This is a genomic window from Stenotrophomonas sp. STEN046 (genome assembly GCF_056759755.1).
In genome coordinates this window covers 54,367-75,901 of record NZ_JBRRDR010000001.1, presented here as the reverse complement: position 1 = coordinate 75,901, position 21,535 = coordinate 54,367, and the positions used below count along the sequence as shown (strand labels likewise).

The 21,535-nt window shown below is 65.9% G+C and carries 21 protein-coding genes; 16 read left to right on the top strand and 5 right to left on the bottom strand.

Annotated features, from left to right (window positions below; genetic code table 11):
• Nucleotides 1–43 precede the first annotated feature (43 nt).
• From ACVOLJ_RS00355 to ACVOLJ_RS00335, 5 genes are all read left to right on the top strand, one after another.
• Entirely contained in the window at nt 44–1,234 is a 1,191-nt protein-coding gene (locus ACVOLJ_RS00355; RefSeq protein WP_475278723.1) for a methyl-accepting chemotaxis protein, read from the top strand.
• A 98-nt stretch (nt 1,235–1,332) separates the two neighbouring features.
• On the top strand, nt 1,333–1,548 hold the full coding sequence (locus tag ACVOLJ_RS00350; protein WP_475278722.1) for a hypothetical protein: 216 nt from the start codon (nt 1,333–1,335) through the stop codon (nt 1,546–1,548).
• A 67-nt stretch (nt 1,549–1,615) separates the two neighbouring features.
• Nucleotides 1,616–2,143, top strand: coding sequence for a hypothetical protein (locus ACVOLJ_RS00345; protein ID WP_481563118.1), 528 nt, complete (start codon nt 1,616–1,618; stop codon nt 2,141–2,143).
• A gap of 122 nt (nt 2,144–2,265) precedes the next feature.
• A complete protein-coding gene (locus ACVOLJ_RS00340; protein ID WP_475278720.1) occupies nt 2,266–3,381 on the top strand; it encodes a GAD-like domain-containing protein in 1,116 nt (371 codons plus the stop codon).
• Nucleotides 3,382–3,501: 120 nt separating this feature from the next.
• A complete protein-coding gene (locus tag ACVOLJ_RS00335) occupies nt 3,502–4,047 on the top strand; it encodes an Imm26 family immunity protein (protein ID WP_475278719.1) in 546 nt (181 codons plus the stop codon).
• Between the two features lie 431 nt (nt 4,048–4,478).
• On the opposite strand, the gene ACVOLJ_RS00330 is transcribed toward ACVOLJ_RS00335, so the two are convergent.
• Nucleotides 4,479–7,241, bottom strand: coding sequence for a bifunctional diguanylate cyclase/phosphodiesterase (locus tag ACVOLJ_RS00330; protein WP_475278718.1), 2,763 nt, complete (start codon nt 7,239–7,241; stop codon nt 4,479–4,481).
• Between the two features lie 132 nt (nt 7,242–7,373).
• Here ACVOLJ_RS00330 and ACVOLJ_RS00325 point away from each other — a divergent pair, with 132 nt between their 5' ends.
• Both ACVOLJ_RS00325 and ACVOLJ_RS00320 read left to right on the top strand, forming a co-directional pair.
• On the top strand, nt 7,374–9,476 hold the full coding sequence (locus ACVOLJ_RS00325) for a sensor histidine kinase (protein WP_475278717.1): 2,103 nt from the start codon (nt 7,374–7,376) through the stop codon (nt 9,474–9,476).
• Nucleotides 9,477–9,480: 4 nt separating this feature from the next.
• Complete coding sequence (locus tag ACVOLJ_RS00320; RefSeq protein ID WP_475278716.1) at nt 9,481–11,256, top strand: EAL domain-containing protein; 1,776 nt, start codon at nt 9,481–9,483, stop codon at nt 11,254–11,256.
• Between the two features lie 33 nt (nt 11,257–11,289).
• Here the strand turns inward: ACVOLJ_RS00320 and ACVOLJ_RS00315 are convergent, their stop codons facing one another.
• The 4 genes from ACVOLJ_RS00315 to flgA form a co-directional block, all read right to left on the bottom strand.
• Complete coding sequence (locus ACVOLJ_RS00315) at nt 11,290–12,507, bottom strand: ATP-binding protein (RefSeq protein WP_481563117.1); 1,218 nt, start codon at nt 12,505–12,507, stop codon at nt 11,290–11,292.
• Nucleotides 12,508–12,598: 91 nt separating this feature from the next.
• The gene (locus tag ACVOLJ_RS00310) at nt 12,599–12,937 is read right to left on the bottom strand and encodes a flagellar protein FlgN (protein ID WP_475278714.1); all 339 of its coding nucleotides are present in this window, start codon (nt 12,935–12,937) and stop codon (nt 12,599–12,601) included.
• Nucleotides 12,934–13,239 carry a flagellar biosynthesis anti-sigma factor FlgM gene (gene flgM, locus ACVOLJ_RS00305; protein WP_025879113.1) on the bottom strand — a complete coding sequence of 102 codons (306 nt, stop codon included), beginning with the start codon at nt 13,237–13,239 and terminating at the stop codon, nt 12,934–12,936. Before flgM ends, ACVOLJ_RS00310 begins: the two co-directional genes overlap by 4 nt.
• A 75-nt stretch (nt 13,240–13,314) precedes the next feature.
• Nucleotides 13,315–13,974: a flagellar basal body P-ring formation chaperone FlgA gene (gene flgA / locus ACVOLJ_RS00300; RefSeq protein ID WP_481563116.1), complete on the bottom strand. Its 660-nt coding sequence runs from the start codon at nt 13,972–13,974 to the stop codon at nt 13,315–13,317.
• Nucleotides 13,975–14,122: 148 nt separating this feature from the next.
• On the opposite strand from flgA, the gene ACVOLJ_RS00295 reads away from it, so the two are divergent.
• The 9 genes from ACVOLJ_RS00295 to ACVOLJ_RS00255 all read left to right on the top strand — a co-directional run bounded on the left by ACVOLJ_RS00295 (nt 14,123) and on the right by ACVOLJ_RS00255 (nt 21,535).
• Nucleotides 14,123–15,067 carry a chemotaxis protein gene (locus ACVOLJ_RS00295; protein ID WP_475279127.1) on the top strand — a complete coding sequence of 315 codons (945 nt, stop codon included), beginning with the start codon at nt 14,123–14,125 and terminating at the stop codon, nt 15,065–15,067.
• 167 nt (nt 15,068–15,234) lie between these two features.
• Complete coding sequence (gene flgB, locus ACVOLJ_RS00290) at nt 15,235–15,630, top strand: flagellar basal body rod protein FlgB (RefSeq protein ID WP_089241053.1); 396 nt, start codon at nt 15,235–15,237, stop codon at nt 15,628–15,630.
• Between the two features lie 3 nt (nt 15,631–15,633).
• Nucleotides 15,634–16,041, top strand: coding sequence for a flagellar basal body rod protein FlgC (flgC, locus tag ACVOLJ_RS00285; RefSeq protein WP_475278712.1), 408 nt, complete (start codon nt 15,634–15,636; stop codon nt 16,039–16,041).
• A 23-nt stretch (nt 16,042–16,064) separates the two neighbouring features.
• Nucleotides 16,065–16,748 (top strand): flagellar hook assembly protein FlgD, encoded by a 684-nt coding sequence (locus tag ACVOLJ_RS00280; protein ID WP_481563115.1) that lies wholly within the window; start codon nt 16,065–16,067, stop codon nt 16,746–16,748.
• Between the two features lie 32 nt (nt 16,749–16,780).
• On the top strand, nt 16,781–18,004 hold the full coding sequence (flgE, locus tag ACVOLJ_RS00275; RefSeq protein ID WP_475278710.1) for a flagellar hook protein FlgE: 1,224 nt from the start codon (nt 16,781–16,783) through the stop codon (nt 18,002–18,004).
• Nucleotides 18,005–18,036: 32 nt separating this feature from the next.
• Nucleotides 18,037–18,786, top strand: coding sequence for a flagellar basal body rod protein FlgF (locus tag ACVOLJ_RS00270; protein WP_475278709.1), 750 nt, complete (start codon nt 18,037–18,039; stop codon nt 18,784–18,786).
• 103 nt (nt 18,787–18,889) lie between these two features.
• Nucleotides 18,890–19,675: a flagellar basal-body rod protein FlgG gene (gene flgG, locus ACVOLJ_RS00265; RefSeq protein WP_025879105.1), complete on the top strand. Its 786-nt coding sequence runs from the start codon at nt 18,890–18,892 to the stop codon at nt 19,673–19,675.
• Between the two features lie 22 nt (nt 19,676–19,697).
• On the top strand, nt 19,698–20,390 hold the full coding sequence (flgH, locus tag ACVOLJ_RS00260) for a flagellar basal body L-ring protein FlgH (RefSeq protein ID WP_475278708.1): 693 nt from the start codon (nt 19,698–19,700) through the stop codon (nt 20,388–20,390).
• 2 nt (nt 20,391–20,392) lie between these two features.
• On the top strand, nt 20,393–21,535 hold the full coding sequence (locus ACVOLJ_RS00255; protein WP_481563114.1) for a flagellar basal body P-ring protein FlgI: 1,143 nt from the start codon (nt 20,393–20,395) through the stop codon (nt 21,533–21,535).

Genomic DNA, 21,535 nt, shown 5'->3' with positions numbered 1-21,535 from the left:
GGGTACGGCCGATACATCCTCCGTGCACCTCCCGAGAACGTCCATGTACTCACGCATTTTCATCCGTCTGGCCGCCCCCCTGGCTCTGACCCTGCTGCTCCCCTTCGCCATCGGTTTCGAATGGCCGGCCGCCCTGCGTTGGGCGATCCTGACCACGATGACGCTGAGCTGGCTCGGCTTTGCGTGGTGGACCACCCGCGCCCAGGCGCACCGTTCCCCGGAACATGCCCGTGTCCTGCGTGAGCAGGATCAGCTGCTGACCGAACTGCGCAACTTCGTCGGCAACGAGATCGACGGTTCGCGTGGCGAAGTGGAACGCGCCCGCGACCTGATCCGCCAGGCCGTTTCCAGCCTCGGTGGCAGCTTCGATGCGATGAACCGCAAGTCGCGCCAGCAGAGCCAGGCGCTGTCGCGCATCGTCGACCGCGCCGGTGACGAAGGCAATGCCGGCCTCGACGTGGCCCGCTTCGCCCAGCACGCCAGCAACCGCATGGAACAGCTGGTGGAAGCGCTGGAACAGGTCAGTGGCCAGAGCAGCACCACCGTGCAGCACATCGACCAGATGGCGCAGCACCTGGATGGCATCTTCGCCCTGCTGGAAGACGTCAAGTCGATTGCCGACCAGACCAACCTGCTGGCGCTCAACGCCGCCATCGAAGCTGCGCGTGCCGGTGAAGCCGGTCGTGGTTTCGCGGTGGTCGCCGACGAAGTGCGCAATCTGTCCGAGCGCTCGACCACCTTCAACGAACAGATCCGCAAACTGGCGCACAGCTCCAAGGACGCCATTGCCAAGGTCCGCGAGACCGTCTCGCACATGGCCTCGCGCGATATGGACCGCTCCCGCGAAGCGCGCCAGGAAGCGGCGGCGATGCTGGACAACGTGGCGCAGATCAATGCCTCGCTGGGCGACGGCATGCGCGAAGTGTCCGACTGCGCCCGTTCGATCGATGGCAGCGTGGCCGAGGCCGTTCGCGCCCTGCAGTTCGAAGACATCGCCACCCAGGCGCTGGGCGGCGTGCATACCCATCTGGACCGCCTGACCGCGATCAACCGCGAAGCGGTGGCCCTGCAGGAACTGCTGCACCGCAATGGCGGCGTGTTCGACGAAGAAATCGCCAGCGCCCTGCAGCGCACCGGCAGCCGCCTGCGCGAACTGCGCAGCGAATGGGAACGCCCGCCGCACAAGCCGGTTGCCCAGCAGAGCATGGGCGCCGGTACGGTCGAACTGTTCTGATCCTGATGTCCGCTGCCTCTTCCGGCAGCCCGCAAGGCCCCGGTTCTGCCGGGGCCTTTGCCTGTAGCCCGCCGTTGGATGCATCCTGTACGCGCACCATGACCCTGATCCGCGCCCTGCCCCCGATCGAACACAACGAGCGCCCGCGCAATGCGGGTGTACGTGAGCAGCTGCGACAGCTGGAAGACGTGGCCCGCGAGGAAATGCAGGAACTGCTGCAGTTGGCCAACGCCCGCCCTGCCCCGCCGGTGCCGGGCGATGACCTGCTGGCACTGGCCTGGGATCTGGGGCTGGATGGGGATGCGTTGAAGTAGAGCCACGCCATGCGTGGATGGAACTGCCTACGTGGCATGATGCCCCGATCCCGTTCACGGAAGACCGATGGCCATCGCCCTGATCGCATTGCTGCTGATCGAAATCCTGCTGCTGGTGCTGTGGGCGCCGTTCTTCTTCCGCACCGGCATCGCGCTGTTCAACCAGCGCATTGCCGCTACGCCGGCAGAGCTGGCGCAGCTTTCGCTGGCCGGGCTGGAGCATGATCTGCCGGCCGATACCTGGCTTCGCCTGGTGTTCCGCGCACTGCCGGACGGCAGTATCGCCTTCCGCGAGAGCTTCGCGCCGAGTTTTGGTGGGCGCTATTTTCCGCTGATGCGCGGGCGGGTGATGATCGACGCACGGCGCAGGGAGGTGCGGGTGGTCGGGCTGTGCAGCTGGTTCGCGCTGGGCCTGACACTGATGCTGGTGCCGATCATCCTGTGGAGGCCAGCGGCATGGCCGATGCTGGTGGCACTGCTGCTGTTCTACATGGGCTATTTCATCCAGCGCCGTCGCTATGCAGGCGTGGTCGGTGCGGTACGCGCGCGCCTCCGCTGCGAATTTCCGCAGCGAACGGCTGCCGCATTGCAGTAGATCCACGCCATGCGTGGATGATCGCCGGTAAAGACGCGCAGATTCGGATTGTTTGCATGGACCTGGGCCGAATCACCCCTCATCGTGCAGGTCCGATTTCGGTTCAGATCAGTCCAGCGCCCATGACCAGCGCCGCCCTCTGCCTTTCAGTTGCTTTGCAGCTCCCGGTTGCCGCAGAACCGCTTGCCCTGGAGCCCGATTCCCTGCGTGCGCTTCATCAAGCTCTCCAGTCATTCGGCGATTTCCAGCAGCCGTACTCCGCGCCTATGGATGTGAACGATCCTGATGCAGGTGCGACCGACGCAACCGTCGAGGTCTCCGCCGGCTGCCTGCAGGGTGGTCCGCAGATCATCATCCTGGACGCTGATGTCGACGAGGCGCCGGAGCGGTACCTGGTGCTGGACAAGCCTTGGCATGGACTTCCTGCGGGCACGTTGCTGCTTGTCTCCGGACGCTCAGCGACCGTCATTCCAACCCACGAGGGGAGCCCGGAACTTGCACGGGCGGAGACACTACTCGCCTTCCTGGACTACCTGCCAATCAGCATGGATTGGGATGCGCTGGCCGTACCGAACACCGCGTTGCCTGTGACGGAGCGGGATCCTGACGAGTTCCTTCAGGGCTTCATTCCGAGCTCCACGGGTGAAGCAGTCCAGGAAGCCACCCTGGCTGCATGGGAAGGCGTGCTGCCCGACCTGCTGCTGGCGCTGTGGCGCCGTGACGGGTTGGCACGCTATCGCAACGACAAGGTGGCAATGGTCGATCCTGGGCGGTACGCAGGGCTTGTCGCAGCGCACCTGCGTGGAAATCCGCTGGAGGGTGTAGATACCTTTCACGCTTACGCCGTGACAGCCTTCGGTCAGCTTCTGATATGCGGGGAGACTACCGCGATACATATCAGCGTCGATGCACACAGCGGCGACGTTTCAGCGGACCGGGATGGAGAAAATCCCGGCGATGCTGCTGAGCGCGACTTCAGCCTGGAGCTTCTGCTGACGTTCCTCGATGGCCCTTATCTTGATGTCACCGACGAAGATGGGCAGCCCCTGTATGAGCATGCTCGTGAACGTCTGGGGCCATTGGCTCCGCAGGAGATCTACAGCTTTTCGCCTGTGGTTTCCGAAGGCGGTTGGAATGCGGCGCACCTGGTAAAGGTGGATCGCCTCGCTGAGCTGGAAGCTCTTGCCCGGATAGCACCCGGGAAGCCGCCGAGCCAACCGGATGCCGACAACCGGTAGCTCCGCGCCATGCTTGGATGGTGCGCTAATGTTCACGCATTTCGGATTGTTTGCATGGACCGTGGTGATCGACCTCCTCAACACTCGACTCCTCCTGAACTGGACAATGAGTGAAACGCTATGGCGAAGCCAGCACCAAAGAGGACGAAGAAAGAAGCTGTAGCCACCGGTGACGTTCTCAATGGCTGGACCAAGAAGCATCGAACAATGCTCCGCTTCATCCGCGCAGGCGATGTATTCTGCTTTACCCGCAATGATGGTTTTTACCACTTCGGACAGATCATTTCCGAGATCCCCATTGGCCATTCCGCACATATCTTTGGGACCCGCCGCAGGGAGACGACCCTCGCCCTTGCCGATCTGGAGCAAGCTAGACCACTAATGAATCCAGTCATCCTGGATAGCTACTCACTCTTTGACAGGAAAAGCGATCAGGATGGGGATTGGCGGGTTATCGGTCGACATGAACTTATCCATGCGACTGGCCTGGAGAACTACTTCTTCGTCTACGGCACCCCAGGGATCTGGCACAAGAGAAACGCAACCAACTCCATTCACTGCTCTGCAACCGAAGAGGAAGCGGCGGTTCTACCCTCCCTGACTCCGTTGAACAACTTCAAGATATGGAGAGCAATCGACACTCTCTCTAATCGTTGGGCGGAGTAGGTCTGGCCGCCAAAGCCAGCTCACCCACGGGAACCGACGGAAAAGACAACTCCCAGTCGGTCTTCGCTCTACGGTAACAACCCTATTGATGTCGCACGCGCGGCAGACCTGCGTCACTTATGGATGATCACGCGTGCAAGCATTCGTGCCGACCAAGGTCGGCACCTACCAAAGCAGTTCAATGCGGTGCATTGTTCGGCGCACATGCGTGGTTGGTAGATCCACGCCATGCGTGGATGATCGCGGGCGCGCACATTCGTGTCGACCAAGGTCGACACCTACCAAGGCCCGTGGGTTGTTCGGGGCGCGCGCGTGGTTGGTAGATCCACGCCATGCGTGGATGATCGCGAGCGTGCGCATTCGTGCCGACCAACGGTCGGCACCCACCAAAGTCGGGCTGCGTCAAAGCCGACACCTGCCAGTGCAGAGTGTCAGCGCGCCAGCACGACCTCGCTGGCAGCGTCGGTGCGCCCGGGCGCGGCGTGCTGCTGCCGCAGCCATTGCGCCAGGTCGCGCGGGCTGAGCGGGCGCGAGTACAGGTAACCCTGGATCTCATCGCAGCCCTGGCGGCGCAGCATGTCTTCTTCCTGGTGCGTTTCCACACCCTCGGCCACCACCTTCATGCCCAGCGCATGGCCCAGGTGCACGATCGCCTGGGTCACTTCCGCTGTTCCCGAATCATGCAGCATGCCCTGCACGAAGCTGCGGTCGATCTTCAGGCGGCCGACCGGGAAACGGTTGAGGTAGTTGAGGTTGGAGAACCCCGTGCCGAAGTCGTCCACCGCCAACGGCACGCCATGGCGCTCGAGCACATCGAAGCAGTGGCGCAGGATCTCGGTGTCACGGATCAGGGCGGATTCGGTCAGCTCCAGTTCCAGGCGCTGCGGCGGCCAGCCGTGCGCGTGGCAGATGTCGATCACCCGTTCGGCAAAGCCGCGGTCGCGCAGCTGCACGGCCGACACGTTCACCGCGATGCGCTCGAAATGCAGGCCGGCGCGGTCCCATGCTGCGGCCTGGCGGCAGGCCTCGGCCAGTACCCAGTCGCCGATGCGCACGATCTCGCCGCACTTCTCGGCGATGGGGATGAATTCGGCCGGGCTGCAGTAGCCGACGCCGGGGCGGTGCCAGCGCAGCAGCGCTTCGATTGCCGGGGGCTCACCGTGGTGGGCATGCAGCAGCGGCTGGTAGGCCAGGCTGAACTCATCGCGTTCGATGGCACCGTGCAGCCCGTGCTCGATATCCAGCCGGCGCTGGATGCGTGCCAGTGCATCCTGGCTGTAGTACTGGTAAGTGTTGCGCCCGGCTTCCTTGGCGGCATACATGGCGGCATCGGCCGCGCGCAGCAGCGAGTCGAAATCGGTCTGCGACTCCCCGAGCATGGCGATGCCTACGCTGGCGCCGACCTTCAAGGTGGTGTCGCCGCGACGCAGCGGCTCGGCCAGCGAGGCGATCAGCTTGCGTGCCACGTGCCCGGCATCCTCCGGCTCGGCCAGGTCGCGCAGCACCACGATGAATTCGTCGCCACTGAAGCGCCCGAACAGATCGTTGTTGCGCAGGTTCTGGTGCAGGCGTGTCGCGGCGGCCTTCAGCAGCGCATCGCCGGTGGCATGGCCAAAGCTGTCGTTGATGTTCTTGAAGCCATCCAGGTCGATGAACAGCATGGCCAGCGAGGTGCCGCGATCACGCGCTTCCTCGATGGCTTCGGAGGTCTGTTCGCCCAGCAGCACGCGGTTGGGCAGCCCGGTGAGCAGATCGTAGTGGGCCAGCAGCTCGATCCGCTCGTTGGCTTCGCGTTCGCGGGTGATGTCACGGAACAGGACCACGAAACGCGCCGGCAGGCCATCACGACGATCCAGTTCGATCAGCACCTGTACCCATACCCGCAGGCCCGACTGACGGTAGAAACACAGGTCCAGCTGTTCAGGCAGGCCGCCGCCGGCAATGCGTGCCAGCGCCGTTTCAAATGCGGCCCGCGAGTCCTCCGCGTACAGCGCCAACGCCTGGTCCAGGGTGATGGGTTCCTTGCGCAGGCCGTGGATGCGGTAGCACTCCTCGGTCCACTGCATGTTGCGGGTGGCCACTTCGATCTCGCAGCCACCGATGCGCCCAAGCGCTGAAACCCGGTTGAGCAGCTCGGTACGCCACCGGATGAGGGCATCGGTCTGGTGTTGTTCGGTGATGTTCTGCACCTGCCCGAGCAGGCGCTTGGGCTGGCCATCCATGTCCAGCAGCGGCTGCATCCAGAGCCGCAGATGCTGCGACGGCTCGTTGGCGCCGCGGCTCAACTCCAGTTCGATGTTGGCGGCGCGGCCGTCGCGCCACAGGCGGCGCCAGGCCGCGCGCAACGCGCCCCGCGAGCGCGGATGCAGCTGCTTCAGCCAGCGCCGCTGCCCGGGCGAACTGCCCTGCTGAAGGGCCAGCAGCGAACGCAGCTCTGGCGACCACCAGAACGCGCGGCTGTGCGGATCGAACGACCAGCTGCCCATGCTGGCAATGCGCTGGGCCTCGCGCAGGTGCAGCTGCTGTTCCTGCAGCAGGCCTTCCAGCTGTTTCTGCTGCTCGATATCGGTATGCGTGCCGACCATGCGCAGTGGCTGGCCATCGACGGTGCGGGCGACCACGCGACCGCGATCCAGTACCCACCGCCATTGGCCATCGCCCTGGCGGAAGCGGAACTGGGCACTGTACTGCTCGCTGTGGCCGCGCAGGTGCTCGTCGAGTGCGGCGCGCACCTGGACGATGTCCTCGGCGTGCACGCGCGTGAGCATCTGGGTGGCGGTCTCGTCGCCAAGCGCGGGCGTGCGGGTCACCCGGTCGCTGGGAATATCCCAGTCCCACAGGCTGTGCCCTGCACTGTCCAGCGCCAGCTCCCAACGTCCGCCACCGTCGACCGGCACCGGCTCGGGAACGCTCAGGGTGAAGGCCAGCAGGTTGCCGTTGCCATCATGCACTGCACGCAGGTGACCGTCGTAGTGGCCACGCGGGCCACCGGGCAATGTGCAGGCGACGATACCGCCGTCGGCGGCCAGCAGCCGCAGGTCTTCGAGCATCGGCGCGTAGGCGGCCACCGTGGCCGGCAGGCCGTGCTCGCGCGCAGCCGGATTGGCCGCGAGCGGACGCCCGCTACGGTCGACGATGACCAGCGCCGAGGCGAGCGGATGCTGCAGCAGGCTGGCGATGATCCCTTGGTCCACGCGATCTTGCTCCGGATGACACGCCCGACAGCGGGGCACGCAGTGGTTAACGGCGCCTGCGGCGGATAATTGAGTGGCCACGGCACACCTGCGCGGTAAGATGGCCTGCGCCCCCTCATTCCCGCCCTGTCCATGCCCGCAGAACCGACCGGCACTGCCCCTGTTCCCGACCCGCGGATGGCGCAGGCGCTGGGGCGCGACCGTCGGCGGGTGGTGCTGAGCTATCTGGTGATGGCGCTGGCCTGGATGATCGCCACCGACGTGGCCGTGACAGCGCTGGTGCCTGACCCGCAACAGGCGGCGCTGTGGCAGAGCGTGAAGGGATCGTTCTTCGCGCTGGCCAGCGCTGGCCTGCTCTACCTGCTGCTGCGGCCGCTGGCCGAGCACGTGCTGCATACCCACGCGCGCCTGCAGGCCTCGGAGCTGCGCCTGCGGCAGATGTTCGAGGGCAACCCCGGCCCGATCCTGGTCTACGACCTGGATACGCTGGCCATTCTCGATGCCAACCCCGCCGCCTGCAGCACCTTTGGCTGGCAACGCGACGACCTTCTGGAACAGACCATCGGCGTTCTCTGGCCCCCCGGCCAGGACCAGGCCCTGCAGACCAAGCTGGAGGAGATCCGCGGTGCGCCGGAGCTGCTGTGCATCCTGCGCGCACAGCTGCAGCTGCGCGATGGCAGCCTGCGGCAGATGGAGCTGCGCTCGAACGCGATCGACTACGACGGCCACAATGCGCGCCTGCTGATCGCCATCGACCGCACCGCCGAAGACCTGGCCCAGCTGCGCCGCGACCAGGCACTGGCGCGGGTGGAAGAGGCGCATGAACTGGCCCGCATCGGCGCCTGGGAACTGGACCCCTCCAGCGGCCAGGGACGCTATTCAAACCAAGTGTATCGCCTGCTTGGTCGCCGCCCGCCGGAGGCCCGGCGCTGGCACCGCTTCGACGAGCTGCTGGTGGCTGCAGATCCGGCCACCGCCGCGCAGACCGAGCAGCTGCTGGCCGAGCTGTGCTCGGGCGAACAGGTGCAGGTGGACGTGCTGCTGCCGCTGCTGGCGATGGATGGCCGCGCGTTGATGGTGCACCTGCGTGCAGCCAGCGGCGTGGATGAAGCTGGTCGTGACCGGGTGCTGGGCACGCTGCAGGATGTGACCGAGCGCGAACAGTCGCGGCGCCTGCTGCGCGAGCGCGAGGAACAGTTCCGCGAGCTGGTGCGGGTGCTGCCCGATGGCGTGGTGATCCTGTCCGACGAGCATGTGCTGTATGCCAATGCCTGGGCCGCCGACCTGTTCGGCTTTGGCAGCCACACCTTGCTGGGCGAGCCGCTGTCGGCACTGGTGGCCGCCAGCGATCTGGCCCGGGTGCGTGCGCAGATGCGCGCCGGGCAGCCGCAGCATGGGCCGGGCCACAGCAGCGTGGTGGCCATGCAGCGCGCCGACGGTCGCAGCTTCCATGCCGGACTGGCGGTGGGTGAGGTGCGTTACGGTGGTCGCGACTGCAAGCTGCTGATCGTGCGTGACCTGAGCGAATCCGAGCAGACCCGCCGTGCGCTGGAAACCAGCAACCGCGAGCTGCAGGCGATGGCCGGCCGGCTGTTCTCGCTGCAGGAAGACGAGCGCCGTGCGATCTCGCGTGACCTGCACGATGACATCGGCCAGGCCATCACCGCGATCAAGCTGTCGGCCTATGCGGCGCAGGACGAGGATGATGCGCAGCGGCGAGGCGAGGACCTGGCGCAGATCGTCAGCCTGGCCGACACGACCGTCGCCAAGCTGCGTGACATCTCTACCCTGTTGCGCCCGCCACAGCTGGACGCGCTGGGGCTTGAGGCGGCGCTGAGCTGGCAGGCGCGGGTGCTGTTCCGCTCATCCCCGGTGGAGCTGCTGGCCGAGATCGAGTCACTGCCCACGCGGCCGGACAACAGCATCGAGCAGGCCTGCTTCCGCATCGCCCAGGAAAGCCTGACCAATGTGCTGCGCCACGCCTGCGCCAGCCAGGTGCAGCTGCAGCTGCGCGACATCGACCAGCGCGGCCTGCACCTGCAGATCCGTGACGATGGCGAAGGGTTTGATCCCGATGGCCCGCGCGGCCTTGGCCTGATCGTGATGCGCGAACGCGCGCAGAGCGTGGGCGGGCACGTGCGGATCGAGTCGGCGCATGGCGCCGGCACCCTTGTCGATGTCCATCTTCCTTACCAGGCCGCCACCACGGCGACCGTCGAGTCTTCGGAATACTGAGCCCATGTGGAATCCCAACCTGCCCCCGGTCAGCATCGATGATGCACCTGATCGCCTTGGCGCCGGCAACCCCGAGCTGCAGGCGATGGTCGCCGAGGCCGCATCCGGCGGCACCGCGCTGATGCTGATGCACGTGGACATCGATCACTTTGCTTCGGTGAACGAGAACATGAGCGCCGAAGTGGGCGACCAGGCCCTGGTGTTGGTGGCGCAGCGGCTGCAGTCGTACCTGCGCGGGCGCGGCAAACTGTGGCGGCATGGCAGTGACGAGTTCCTGATCGCGGTACCGCGCAGCGCGGACCTGCCGCTGCCGGAGGACTTCGCCGAGGAGATCCGGCAACAGATGGAGCTGCCGCTCTCGGTGCTGCCCTATACGCTGTTCATGACCGGCAAGCTGGGCGTGAGCCTGTGCCCGGAACATGCCAGCAATGCCTCGCGCCTGCTGGACCACGCCGAGGATGCGCTGTACCTGGCGGCACGCGAAGGTGGCAATGCCGTGCGCATCCACGCCGTGGATACACCGCCCAGCGCGCACAGCGAGAGCATCATCGCCCGGCAGATCGTCGACGCCATCCCCAATGGCGAACTGAAACTGCGCTACCAGCCGCTGGTGAGCGCACGCGACGGCCACGTGGTGGGCATGGAAGCGCTGCTGCGCTGGCAGTCGCCGACCCTGGGCATGCTGGTGCCGGAGCGATTCATGCGCACCGCCGAGCGGTTGGGCATCATCGTGCAGATCGGCACCTGGGTGCTGGAAGGCGCGCTGAAGCAGGCACGGCTGTGGCGCGACCAGGGCTTTGATGACTTCACCATCGCGGTGAACGTGTCGACCCTGCAGCTGCTGCGGCCGAATTTCTTTGCCGAAGTGATGGGCGTGATCCAGGCCTCGGGCGTGCCGGCGCAGATGCTGACGCTGGAGATCAACGAAAGCGCGCTGACCAACAACGTCAATTTCGTCCACGAAACCCTGGCCAACCTGCGCAACGAAGGCATCAGCCTGAGCCTGGACAACTTCGGCACCGGCGATTCCAGCCTGAGCGCACTGGTGCGCTACCCGGTGGACAAGCTGAAGATCGACCGCAGTTTCATCAAGAGCGCGCCGGCCGGCAACCGCGAGGCCGCCATCGCCCGCGCGATCATCGCGATGGGCCACCAGCTGGGCATGACCGTGATCGCCAACGGCGTGGAATCGCAGGCGCAACTGGGGTTCCTGCGCCGCAACGACTGCGATGTGTTCCAGGGCTACCTGTTCGGGGAGCCGATGTCGGCTGACGCGGCCGGCATGACCCTGCGCCGCCGCTACCTGCGCCCGGAAGCGTTCGCCGAAACGCGGCCGGACCGCACCCTGCTGCTGCTGGACGACGAAGAGAACGTGCTGCGCTCGCTGGTGCGTCTGTTCCGCCGTGATGGTTACCGCATCCTGGCCGCCGGCAACGTGCGTGATGCGTTTGACCTGCTGGCCATCAACGATGTGCAGGTGATCCTGTCCGACCAGCGCATGAGCGACATGAGCGGCACCGAGTTCCTGGGCCGGGTGAAGATGCTGTACCCGGACACGATCCGGCTGGTGCTGTCCGGCTACACCGACCTCAACACGGTGACCGATGCGATCAACCGCGGCGCGATCTACCGCTTCCTGACCAAGCCGTGGAACGACGATGAGCTGCGCAAGCACATCCACCAGGCGTTCCGCACGTATGAGGAACAGCGCCGCAGCAATGGCGGGCTGGTGGCCGCCGAGCCGGCCGACGGCGGTGAGGATCGTTCGCCGCTGCGGTAACCGCATTCGCCGGGCCATGCCCGGCGACCGCGATCAGCGCGGCTGCTTGATCGGCAGCACCAGGCGGAAGCGCGAACCGACGCCGGGCGTGCTGTCCAGGTCGATGCGGCCGTGATGCTTGTTGATGATGCTGTAGGAAATCGACAGCCCCAGGCCGGTACCGCTGCCCACCGGCTTGGTGGTGAAGAACGGATCGAAGATGCGCTGGCGCAGTTCCGGTGAAATGCCGCCACCGGTGTCCTCGAATTCCACCCACACCGTCTCGGCATCCACACCGGTGCGCACGGTGATCGTGCCGCGCTCGGCGATGGCATGGCCGGCATTGAGCAGCAGGTTCATGTAGACCTGGTTCAATTCCGAAGGCAGGCATTCCACCAGCGGCAGCTGGCCGAACTCGCGCACCAGGTGCACTTTGTACTTGAGCTCGTTCCAGATGATGTTGATGGTCGATTCAAGACCCGAATGCAGGTCGACCAGTTTCCAGGACTCGTCGCGGCCGGAATAGGAGAAGTCCTTCAGGTCGCGCACGATGCGGGTCACCCGCTCGATGCCCTCACGGGATTCGGCCATCAGCTGCGGCAGATCGCGGCTGATGAAATCGATGTCCAGGCGGTCACGGATATCGTCGATTTCCGGGATCAATGCCTTCGGATCAGGCGCGCGCAGGGCGCGTTCGTAGGCTTCGATGACGGTGAACAGGCTGCGCAGGTATTCCTGCAGGCTGCCCAGGTTGGAGTGCACATAGCCGATCGGATTGTTGATCTCGTGCGCCACGCCTGCGGCCAGCTGGCCGATGGACGCCATCTTTTCCGATTGCAGCAGCTTTTCCTGGGTACCGTTCAGGCGCAGGTACGCCTGCCGCAGCTCGGCATGGCGCTGCTGCAGTTCGCGCTCGTAGTCTTCCTGCCCTTCGATGTGGCGGAACAGTGCCAGGAAATGCCCGGAACCGGGCTCGCCATGGAAATACAGATGGGCGATGACCACGCCCTCGCCCAGCGGCAGGCTGCCGTTCCAGTGACCCTGCTGGCGCGCGTGTTCCAGCGCATCGGGCGGCAGCAGCTCGCGCAGGCGCTGCGGTGCGGGCAGTGCACCTTCATCGCCACCCAGCAGGTTCTGCGCGGCCGGATTGGCCAGTGCAATCTGCCCGTCCTCGGTGAACAGCAGCAGGCCTTCGCGCAGGCGCTCGAGCAGGGCCTGCAGCACCGGCTGCGGCGGAAGGGGGGCGGTAACCAGGGCGTTGGCGGCGGACACGGCGACTCGGGGCGATCAAACAGGAGCCCAATATACGCGCTCGTGCGGCGGGCTACAGCCCGGCCACGGCGGCCAGGCGACCGCCGGTCTGTCAGGCGACGGCGAGCGGCCGTCGCGCGGTGACCGTATGCGATTGGCCCTTGGCGTCGTATGCCGAGGACTCTTCGGTGCGGCCCATCTGCCGCAGCGCCCAGTTGACCTCACGGCGCCGCCGCGACAGCAGCACGCCGTTGGCCCGGTTGCGCTCGGCCAGTTCCTGCAGCTGCTCGCCCTGCCCCACCGGTGGCGCGCCTTCCAGCGCACGCAGCGCTTCCAGCTTCGCACCGGTGGCACGGATCAGGGCGTGCACGTCGTGCTCGACCAAGGCCTGGCGTTCAACGTCCAGGGCCTCGGCAAGACGCTGCAGCGACTCGCTCATCGCCGCGGTCATCCTTGCAGCTGCTGGTCCAGCTCAAGCATGCGCGAAGCGATCGCGTCCGGATTGATCTTGTAGGTGCCGTTCTGCAGGGATTCGCGCACAGCGGCAACGCGCTGGGCGTCGATCGCCGGGGCGGTGCTCAGCTCACGCTCGATGGCCTGCAGGTTGGTGGCTTCGCCGGTCAGGCGCAGGCTGTCAGCCGCCTCGACCGGGCGTGCCGCCGAATCGGTGCTCACGCCGGGTTTTGCCGCCGGAGTGGTCACGCTGCGCAGTGCCTGGGGGACCTGCAGGTTGCCGTCGATTTTCTGGCTCATGGGGTGTCCTGGAGTTGCCGTACACAAGGGATAACGGCCGCAGGGCCGTGATCTTTAGGGGAATTCTGCATTATTTCAACGCGCCACGATTACGTCACCGGCCGCATCCACCATGCCCTGCACGATACGGCGCGAGGACAGGTTTTCCACAGAAACGCGCTCGTTCTGCCCGGCATCGCCCAGTGCGCGTCCGGCGATACGGACTTCCACCGAGCCGCGCCGCGACACCAGCGCCACACTGTCTCCTCTCTTGATGAGACGCTGTGCCACCAGGTCATTGCTCGACAACAGCGTCCCCGCCGACAGCGGCCGGCGGGCGATGCGCCCGATGGCGGCGGCCGGATCGGCCAGTACAGCACCTGCAATCCGTGCCGCGTCACGCTGGGCAGTACTGATATCGGCGGCGGCGATGGTTTCTCCAGTGCCGATGCCACGGGTCAGCACCAGCACGGTCTGGTTGCGGCGCACCTTCACCGGTACGAACAGGCGCCAGCCGCCGGCATCGGGGCAGCTGACTTCCACCGTGGTGTTGGCGGTGGGCTGCACCTGCAGGGCGCTTCCACAGCGCGGCAGGCGCAGCGCATCGGCAACGACCGCCTCGCCTTCGGTGCCGGCTGCCAGGGTCGACAGCGCGGCCGTACGGATGCTGGCGACCGGCTGCCAGTCGGCCGCGGCGGCCCACGGCGCTGCCATGGCCAATGCCATCGCCATTAGAAGTGATGTGACCCGGCGCATGGCGCCTCCTGTCGGTAGGATCTGGCCCGGGGAGGTGCAAGCGCTGTGCCAGAGGACGGGCAGCGCCAATCGAACATGGCGCGAGGCTGTAGAAGCGGTGTTGAAGACCACCCTCAAGTTCCGCCACTCCGGCGCCGATACAGCAGCCATGTCCCATGACCTGCTCAACCGGATCGACCAGCGAACCCGACTGGCCGGCCACAACCGCCTGGCGCTGCTGCTGTTCCGCCTCGGCGGACGTCAGCTTTTTGGCGTCAATGTCTTCAAGGTGCAGGAAGTACTGCGCCGCCCGGAACTGTTCCAGGTGCCCGGCCTGCCCAGCCAGTTTGCTGGCGTGGCCGACGTGCGCGGCCGTTCGGTGCCGGTGCTCGACCTGGGCCTTGCCATCGGCCACCCCGAGCGCGAACCGGATGCGGATACCGCGCCGGGCTATCTGGTGGTGACGGAGTTCAACCGCTCCATCCAGGGCTTCCTGGTCAGCGGCGTGGAGCGCATCGTCAACATTGCGGTGGAAGACATCCACCCGCCGCCGGAACTGGGCGCTGAATCGAGCTACCTGACGGCGGTGACCCGCTTCCAGGGTGAGCTGATCCAGGTGATCGACGTGGAAAGCGTGCTGGCTGACATCGCCCAGGTGCGCGGCGAAGCCGTGCTGGACCCGGCCATGGCGATGCCGGCCGATGCGCCGCAGCTGCAGGTGCTGGTGGTCGACGATTCGCGGGTGGCGCGCCAGCAGATCCGCAGCGTGCTGGACCAGCTGGGGGTGGGCGCGACCCTGCTCTCGGATGGCAAGCAGGCGCTGGACCACCTGCTGCAGATCCATGCTTCGGGCGAAAACCCGGCCGAACGCTATGCCATGGTGATCTCGGACATCGAGATGCCGGCCATGGACGGCTATACGCTGACGACGGAAATCCGGCGCCACGCCGGGCTGTCCGGACTGTACGTGCTGCTGCACACCTCGCTGTCGGGCGTGTTCAACAACGCGATGGTCGAGCGGGTGGGCGCCAACGCGTTCGTCGCCAAGTATTCGCCGCACGAACTGGCCGACTTCGTGCTGGACCGCCTGCGCAAGGTGGCGATGGCGGCGTAAGGCCTGCCGGGCTTTCCGCCGGGCATCGCCCGGCGCTACCGGATACTGGCGGCACTACCAGGTAGCGCCGGGCGGCCATGCCCGGCGAGCGCAGTGGCGCACCGCCGCCCTTCCCTTTTGGCACACCCCTTGCAGCTTCCCGGGCAACGTTCCCGTGGGAGTGCACCGTGCGCAACCTGATTACCGACTACCTGGGCGTCCACGCCCAGGCCATGCCGTTGCGCGAACAGCGGATGAAGCTGATCGCCAGCAATCTCGGCAATGCCGACACCCCCGGCTACAAGGCCCAGGACCTGGACTTTGATTCGGCCCTGCGCCATGCCCAGGGCCTGGATGCCAACGGCCTGATGACCACCACCAACGAACAGCACTACGAAATCAGTAGTGGCCTGAATCCGTTCCAGGTGGCCCGCGAAGGCGTACAGCCCAGCATCGACGGCAACACCGTCGACCCCGACGCCGAGCGTGCCGCCTATGGCCGCGCCGCGCTGGAGTACCGCGCCTCGCTGAGCTTCGTTGAAAGCAAGGTGCGTTCCATGCTCACCGCGATCACGGGGCAATAAGCCATGAGCAACCTGCCGATCTTCGACATCGCCGGCTCCGCGCTGCAGGCGCAGTCGGTGCGCATGAGCACCATCGCCTCCAACCTGTCCAACGCCGACAGCATCGCCGGTTCCGCCGACGCGGTGTACAAGCCGCTGGAACCGATCTTCCAGGCCGTGACCAGCAAGACCGACCCGAACATCACCTCGGTGAAGGTCAAGGAAATCACCCAGAGCGATGCGGCGCCGATCAAGCGCTACGAGCCGGGCCATCCGCTGGCCGACGGCGATGGCTACATCTACCAGCCCGACGTCGATCCGGTGGCGCAGATGGTCAACCTGATCTCGACCTCGCGCAATTACCAGGCCGGCGTGGAGATGTTGACCACCGCCAAGGAACTGGCCCTGGCCACCCTGACCATGGGCCGCTGAGGCCCGCTGCACCGGACATTGCCATGACCACTGCCGTCAACAACCAGAGCAACCAGGACGTCTACACCGCCCTTGGCCTGAACGCCCCCAACAGCAACGCCACCAAGAAGAAGAACACGCTGGACCAGGCCGATTTCCTGCGCCTGATGACCGAACAGCTGCAGCACCAGGATCCGCTGAAGCCGATGGACAACACGCAGATGGTCTCGCAGATGGCGCAGATGTCGACCGTGCAGGGCATCACCGATCTGAACAAGTCGGTGAAGGGCTTCCAGGAGTCGATGGCCAGTGACCAGGTGCTGCGTGGTGCCGCGCTGGTCGGCCACCAGGTGCTGGTGCCGTCGGAAAAACTGGTGCTGGAAAAGGAAGGTTCGGTGGAAGGTACCGTCGCCGCACCGGCCGCCGGCATCGTCACCGTGGACGTCACCGACGCCAATGGCGCCAAGGTCACCTCGATCAGCGTGGAAGCCAAGGCCGCCGGCGAAACCGCCTTCACCTGGGATGGCAAGGATGCCAACGGCAAGCGCATGGAACCGGGCAAGTACAACATCGTCGCCAACCATGTGGATGGCGCCGGCAAGAGCACCACGCTGTCCACCTTCGTGCAGGCGCCGGTGGAAAGCGTGACCGTCGGTTCCGACGGCCTCTACCTGAATCTCAAGGGCCTGGGCACGGCCCCTCTTGACTACGTGCTCCGCGTCAGCTGAGCCGCACCCACCGCATCCAACAGGAGCATCCCATGGGCTTCAATATTTCCCTGTCCGGCATCAACGCTGCCAACTCGGACCTGAGCGTCACCGCCAACAACGTCGCCAACGTCAACACCACCGGCTTCAAGCAGTCGCGTGCTGAATTTGCCGACCTGTTCGCCGCCACCAGCTATGGCCTGTCCAAGAACGCGATCGGTTCGGGCGTGCGTGTCTCCAACGTCGCCCAGCAGTTCATCCAGGGCAACAACGAGCAGACCGGCCGCAGCCTGGACATGGCCATTTCCGGTGAGGGCTTCTTCACCATGAACATGAACGGTGCCCGCGTGTACTCGCGTGCCGGCAACTTCCAGACCGATGCCGCCGGTTACGTGGTCAACCCGCAGGGTGCACGCCTGCAGGTGTTCGCACCCAACGCCGATGGCACCAACTTCGACGCCGGCCGCATGGTCGACCTGCAGTTGCTGACCACCGACAGCCCGCCCAAGCAGACCAGCGAGGTCAAGGTCGGCTTCACCCTGCCCGGCAATGCCAAGCAGCCGACGGTGACCACCTTCGACCCGACCAATTCCAACAGCTACAGCCACTCCAGCGGCGGCATCACCGTGTACGACTCGCTGGGCGTGAGCCACACCCAGGTGTCCTACTTCGTGAAGGAAGCGGCCACCAACGCCTGGACCGTGCACAACTACGTCGATGGCCAGCCGGCGGGCACGCCGACGCCGCTGACCTTCGACAACGCCGGCAAGCTGACCGCACCGGCCAACGGCAGGATCAGCCTGGGCACGTTCACCCCGACCACCGGTGCCGGCGTGCTGAACATGACCCTGGATGTGAGCGGCTCGACCCAGTACGGCGAGAAGTTCGCGCTGCGCAACACCCAGCAGGATGGCTACGCGGCCGGCAAGCTCAACGAGATCACCGTTTCGGAAACCGGCGTGGTGTTCGCCCGCTATTCCAATGGCGACGACAAGCCGCTGGGCCAGGTGGCACTGACCAGCTTCAACAATCCGCAGGGCCTGGAACAGAAGGGCAACAACCTGTGGGTGGAGACCTTCGATTCGGGCACGCCGCGTACCGGTGCAGCCGACACCTCCAACCTCGGCAAGATCCAGGCCGGTTCGCTGGAATCGTCCACCGTCGACCTCACCGAACAGCTGGTCAACATGATCACCGCGCAGCGCAACTTCCAGGCCAACGCGCAGATGATCACCACCCAGGACCAGATCACCCAGACCGTCATCAACATCCGTTGATGACCTGCTGACCCTGTCACGGAACTCCCCGCATGGATAAAGCCCTTTACGTGGCGATGACCGGTGCCCGCGCCTCCCTGCAGGCGCAGGGTACGCTCAGCCACAACCTCGCCAACTCCGACACCCCCGGCTTCAAGGAAGCGCTGGCCAACACCGAAGCCTTCCCGATCCGCGGCCCGGGCTTTGCCTCGCGGGTGGATGCGCTGCACGTCGACGCCGGCTTCAACCGCACCGCCGGCGCGCAGCACATCACCGGCAAGCCACTGGACCTGTCATTGCAGACAGGCACCTGGCTGGCCGTGCAATCCACCGACGGCAGTGAAGCCTATACGCGTGGTGCCGCGCTGTCGGTCACCCCGAACGGCCAGCTGGTGACCTCCAGCGGCCGCCCGGTGCTGGATGACAACAACAACCCGATCGCGATTCCGCCCTACCAGGCAATGGAGATCGGCAACGACGGCACGATCTCGATCATCCCGCAGGGCGAAGGCCCGCAGACCATGGCGATGATCGGCCGCATCAAGGTCGTGCAGGCCCCGGACGAGCGCCTGGAACGCGGCCTGGACGGCCTGTTCCGCAACACCGACCCGCTGCAGCCCTTCGCCCAGGCGCAGGGTACGGCCGTGCACAGCGGCCAGCTGGAAGGAAGCAACGTCGATGCCGCCGGGGCACTGGTGCAGATGATCCAGCTGCAGCGCCAGTACGAAATGCAGGTGCAGGTGATCAAGCACGGCGATGACAACGCACGCAGCGCCAACAGCATGCTGCGCCTGGGCAGCTGACGGAATTCCGGCACCGGCACGCGCCGGTGCTGGCACGCCGCTTGCACCACCTCCCCCATGGGCCGCACTGCGCGGCCGGTTTCACCCAGACAGGACTCCGAAGATGAACCAGGCATTGTGGATCGCGAAAACCGGACTGGATGCGCAGCAGATGCGCATGTCGGTGGTTTCCAACAACCTCGCCAACACCAACACCACCGGCTTCAAGCAGGACCGCGCCAGCTTCGAGGATCTGCTGTACCAGCAGGTGCGCCAACCCGGTGGTTCGTCTTCGGCACAGACCCAGCTGCCTACCGGCCTGCAGATCGGCACCGGCGTGCGCGTGGTGGCCACGGCCAAGAACTTCGAACAGGGCAGCCAGCAGCAGACCGGCCGCGCGCTGGACGTGATGGTCAACGGCCGCGGCTTCTTCGAAGTGCAGATGCCCGACGGCAGCTCCGCGTACACCCGCGACGGCTCGTTCAAGATCAACCAGGACAGCGAGCTGGTCACCAACAGCGGCTACCCGGTGCAGCCGGGCATCCAGATTCCCGAAGGCGCGCAGTCGGTGACCATCGGTACCGACGGCACCATCAGCGTGAAGATGGCCGATGGCGCCGCCTCGGTGGAAGTGGGCGCGCTGACCCTGACCGATTTCGTCAACCCGGCAGGCCTGCAGGCACGTGGTGAAAACCTGTTCCTGGAAACCACTGCATCGGGCCCGGCACAGAACGGCAACCCTGGCTTGAATGGCCTTGGCACCGTGGTGCAGGGCGCGCTGGAAGGCAGCAACGTCAATGTGGTGGAAGAACTGGTGTCGATGATCGAAACCCAGCGCGCCTACGAAATGAACGCCAAGGCGATCTCCACCACCGACTCGATGCTGGGTTACCTCAGCAACAAGCTCTGACCGGCCCAACCGGATAAACGCCATGTCGCCCCTCTCTTCCCTCGCCCGCACTGCCCTCGCCTGCGCCGTGGCTGCCCTGCTGGGTGGCTGCGTGATCGCCGGCGATGTGCGCCCCTACCCGACGATGGCGCCGCTGCAGCCGATCATGCCCCCGCAGGCCGAACCGACCGCCGGCGCGATCTACGCCGCCGGCCCGACGCTGCAGCTGTACTCGGACCGTCGCGCGCGCGATGTCGGCGACCTGCTGACGATCACCCTGCTGGAAAACACCACCGCGCAGACCAGCGCCAACACTGCCACCAACAAGGAATCGAACCTCAGCCTGGGCACGCCGTCGATCCTGGGCGCGCCGGTAACGCTGGGTGGCAAGGACATCCTCAGCGCCACTGCCAAGGGCGCGCGCGATTTCACCGGCAAGGGCAACAGCGCGCAGAGCAACCGCCTGCAGGGCAACGTGACCGTGACCGTGGTGCAGCGCCTGCCCAACGGCAACCTGGTGGTGCAGGGGCAGAAGAACCTGCGGCTGAACCAGGGCGATGAACTGGTGCAGGTGCAGGGCATCGTGCGCCCCGGCGACATCAGCGCGGACAACACCGTGCCCTCCAGCCGCGTGGCGGAAGCCCGCATCGTCTACGGCGGTCGCGGCCCGGTCGCGCAGTCCAACGCGATGGGCTGGTTGAGCCGCTTCTTCAACTCCGGCCTGACGCCGTTCTGAGTATGGCCATGAAACTTTTCATCTCTTCTTCCTGGCAGCGACGCACGGCGTCGCTCTACTGTGCAGCGTTCATGCTCCTGGCGGCGGCTTCCCCGGCCAGTGCCGAGCGCATCAAGGATCTGGCCCAGGTCGGTGGCGTGCGCGGCAACGCGCTGGTGGGTTACGGCCTGGTGGTGGGCCTGGATGGCAGCGGCGATCGCACCAGCCAGGCACCCTTCACCGTGCAGAGCCTGAAGAACCTGCTGGGCGAGCTGGGCGTGAACGTTCCCGCCAACGTCAACCCGCAGCTGAAGAACGTGGCGGCCGTGGCCATCCATGCCGAGCTGCCGCCGTTCGCCAAGCCGGGCCAACCGATCGACATCACCGTTTCCTCGATCGGCAATGCCGTTTCGCTGCGCGGTGGCTCGCTGCTGATGGCCCCGCTGCGCGGTGCCGATGGCCAGGTCTATGCGATCGCGCAGGGCAACCTGATCGTGGGCGGCTTCGGCGCGCAGGGCAAGGACGGTTCGCGGGTCTCGGTGAACGTACCCAGCGTCGGCCGCATTCCCAATGGCGCCACTGTCGAACGCGCCCTGCCGGACGTGTTCGGTGCCAGCGGCGAGATCACCCTGAACCTGCACAACAGTGACTTCACCACCATCTCGCGGATGGTCGGCGCACTCAACAATGCATTCGGCGAAGGCTCGGCCCGCGCCGTGGACGGCGGCACCGTGGCGGTGCGCGCACCGACCGACGCCGGTGCCCGCATCGGCCTGCTGGCCCGCATCGAGAACCTGGAACTGACCCCCGGCGCAGCACCGGCCAAGGTGGTGGTCAATTCGCGCACCGGCACCGTGGTGATCGGCCAGCAGGTGCGCGTGGGCCCGGCTGCGATCTCGCATGGCTCGCTGACCGTGACCATCCAGGAAAACACCAACGTCAGCCAGCCCAACGCGTTTGCCGGCGGCCAGACGGTGGCGACCCCACAGTCGACCATTACCGCCACCAACGATGGCAGCCGCATGTTCAAGTTCAACGGCGGCACCACGCTGGATGAAATCGTGCATGCGGTCAATGCCGTTGGCGCGGCCCCGGGTGACCTCATCGCGATCCTGGAAGCACTGAAGCAGGCCGGCGCCCTGAGCGCCGAACTCGAGGTGATCTGA

Coding starts and splice junctions, on each gene's coding strand:
- ACVOLJ_RS00355 (WP_475278723.1), top strand. CDS start 44: ATGTACTCACGCATTTTCATCCGTCTGGCCGCCCCCCTGGCTCTGACC.
- ACVOLJ_RS00350 (WP_475278722.1), top strand. CDS start 1,333: ATGACCCTGATCCGCGCCCTGCCCCCGATCGAACACAACGAGCGCCCG.
- ACVOLJ_RS00345 (WP_481563118.1), top strand. CDS start 1,616: ATGGCCATCGCCCTGATCGCATTGCTGCTGATCGAAATCCTGCTGCTG.
- ACVOLJ_RS00340 (WP_475278720.1), top strand. CDS start 2,266: ATGACCAGCGCCGCCCTCTGCCTTTCAGTTGCTTTGCAGCTCCCGGTT.
- ACVOLJ_RS00335 (WP_475278719.1), top strand. CDS start 3,502: ATGGCGAAGCCAGCACCAAAGAGGACGAAGAAAGAAGCTGTAGCCACC.
- ACVOLJ_RS00325 (WP_475278717.1), top strand. CDS start 7,374: ATGCCCGCAGAACCGACCGGCACTGCCCCTGTTCCCGACCCGCGGATG.
- ACVOLJ_RS00320 (WP_475278716.1), top strand. CDS start 9,481: ATGTGGAATCCCAACCTGCCCCCGGTCAGCATCGATGATGCACCTGAT.
- ACVOLJ_RS00310 (WP_475278714.1), bottom strand. CDS start 12,937: ATGACCGCGGCGATGAGCGAGTCGCTGCAGCGTCTTGCCGAGGCCCTG.
- flgM (WP_025879113.1), bottom strand. CDS start 13,239: ATGAGCCAGAAAATCGACGGCAACCTGCAGGTCCCCCAGGCACTGCGC.
- flgA (WP_481563116.1), bottom strand. CDS start 13,974: ATGCGCCGGGTCACATCACTTCTAATGGCGATGGCATTGGCCATGGCA.
- ACVOLJ_RS00295 (WP_475279127.1), top strand. CDS start 14,123: ATGTCCCATGACCTGCTCAACCGGATCGACCAGCGAACCCGACTGGCC.
- flgC (WP_475278712.1), top strand. CDS start 15,634: ATGAGCAACCTGCCGATCTTCGACATCGCCGGCTCCGCGCTGCAGGCG.
- ACVOLJ_RS00280 (WP_481563115.1), top strand. CDS start 16,065: ATGACCACTGCCGTCAACAACCAGAGCAACCAGGACGTCTACACCGCC.
- flgE (WP_475278710.1), top strand. CDS start 16,781: ATGGGCTTCAATATTTCCCTGTCCGGCATCAACGCTGCCAACTCGGAC.
- ACVOLJ_RS00270 (WP_475278709.1), top strand. CDS start 18,037: ATGGATAAAGCCCTTTACGTGGCGATGACCGGTGCCCGCGCCTCCCTG.
- flgG (WP_025879105.1), top strand. CDS start 18,890: ATGAACCAGGCATTGTGGATCGCGAAAACCGGACTGGATGCGCAGCAG.
- flgH (WP_475278708.1), top strand. CDS start 19,698: ATGTCGCCCCTCTCTTCCCTCGCCCGCACTGCCCTCGCCTGCGCCGTG.
- ACVOLJ_RS00255 (WP_481563114.1), top strand. CDS start 20,393: ATGGCCATGAAACTTTTCATCTCTTCTTCCTGGCAGCGACGCACGGCG.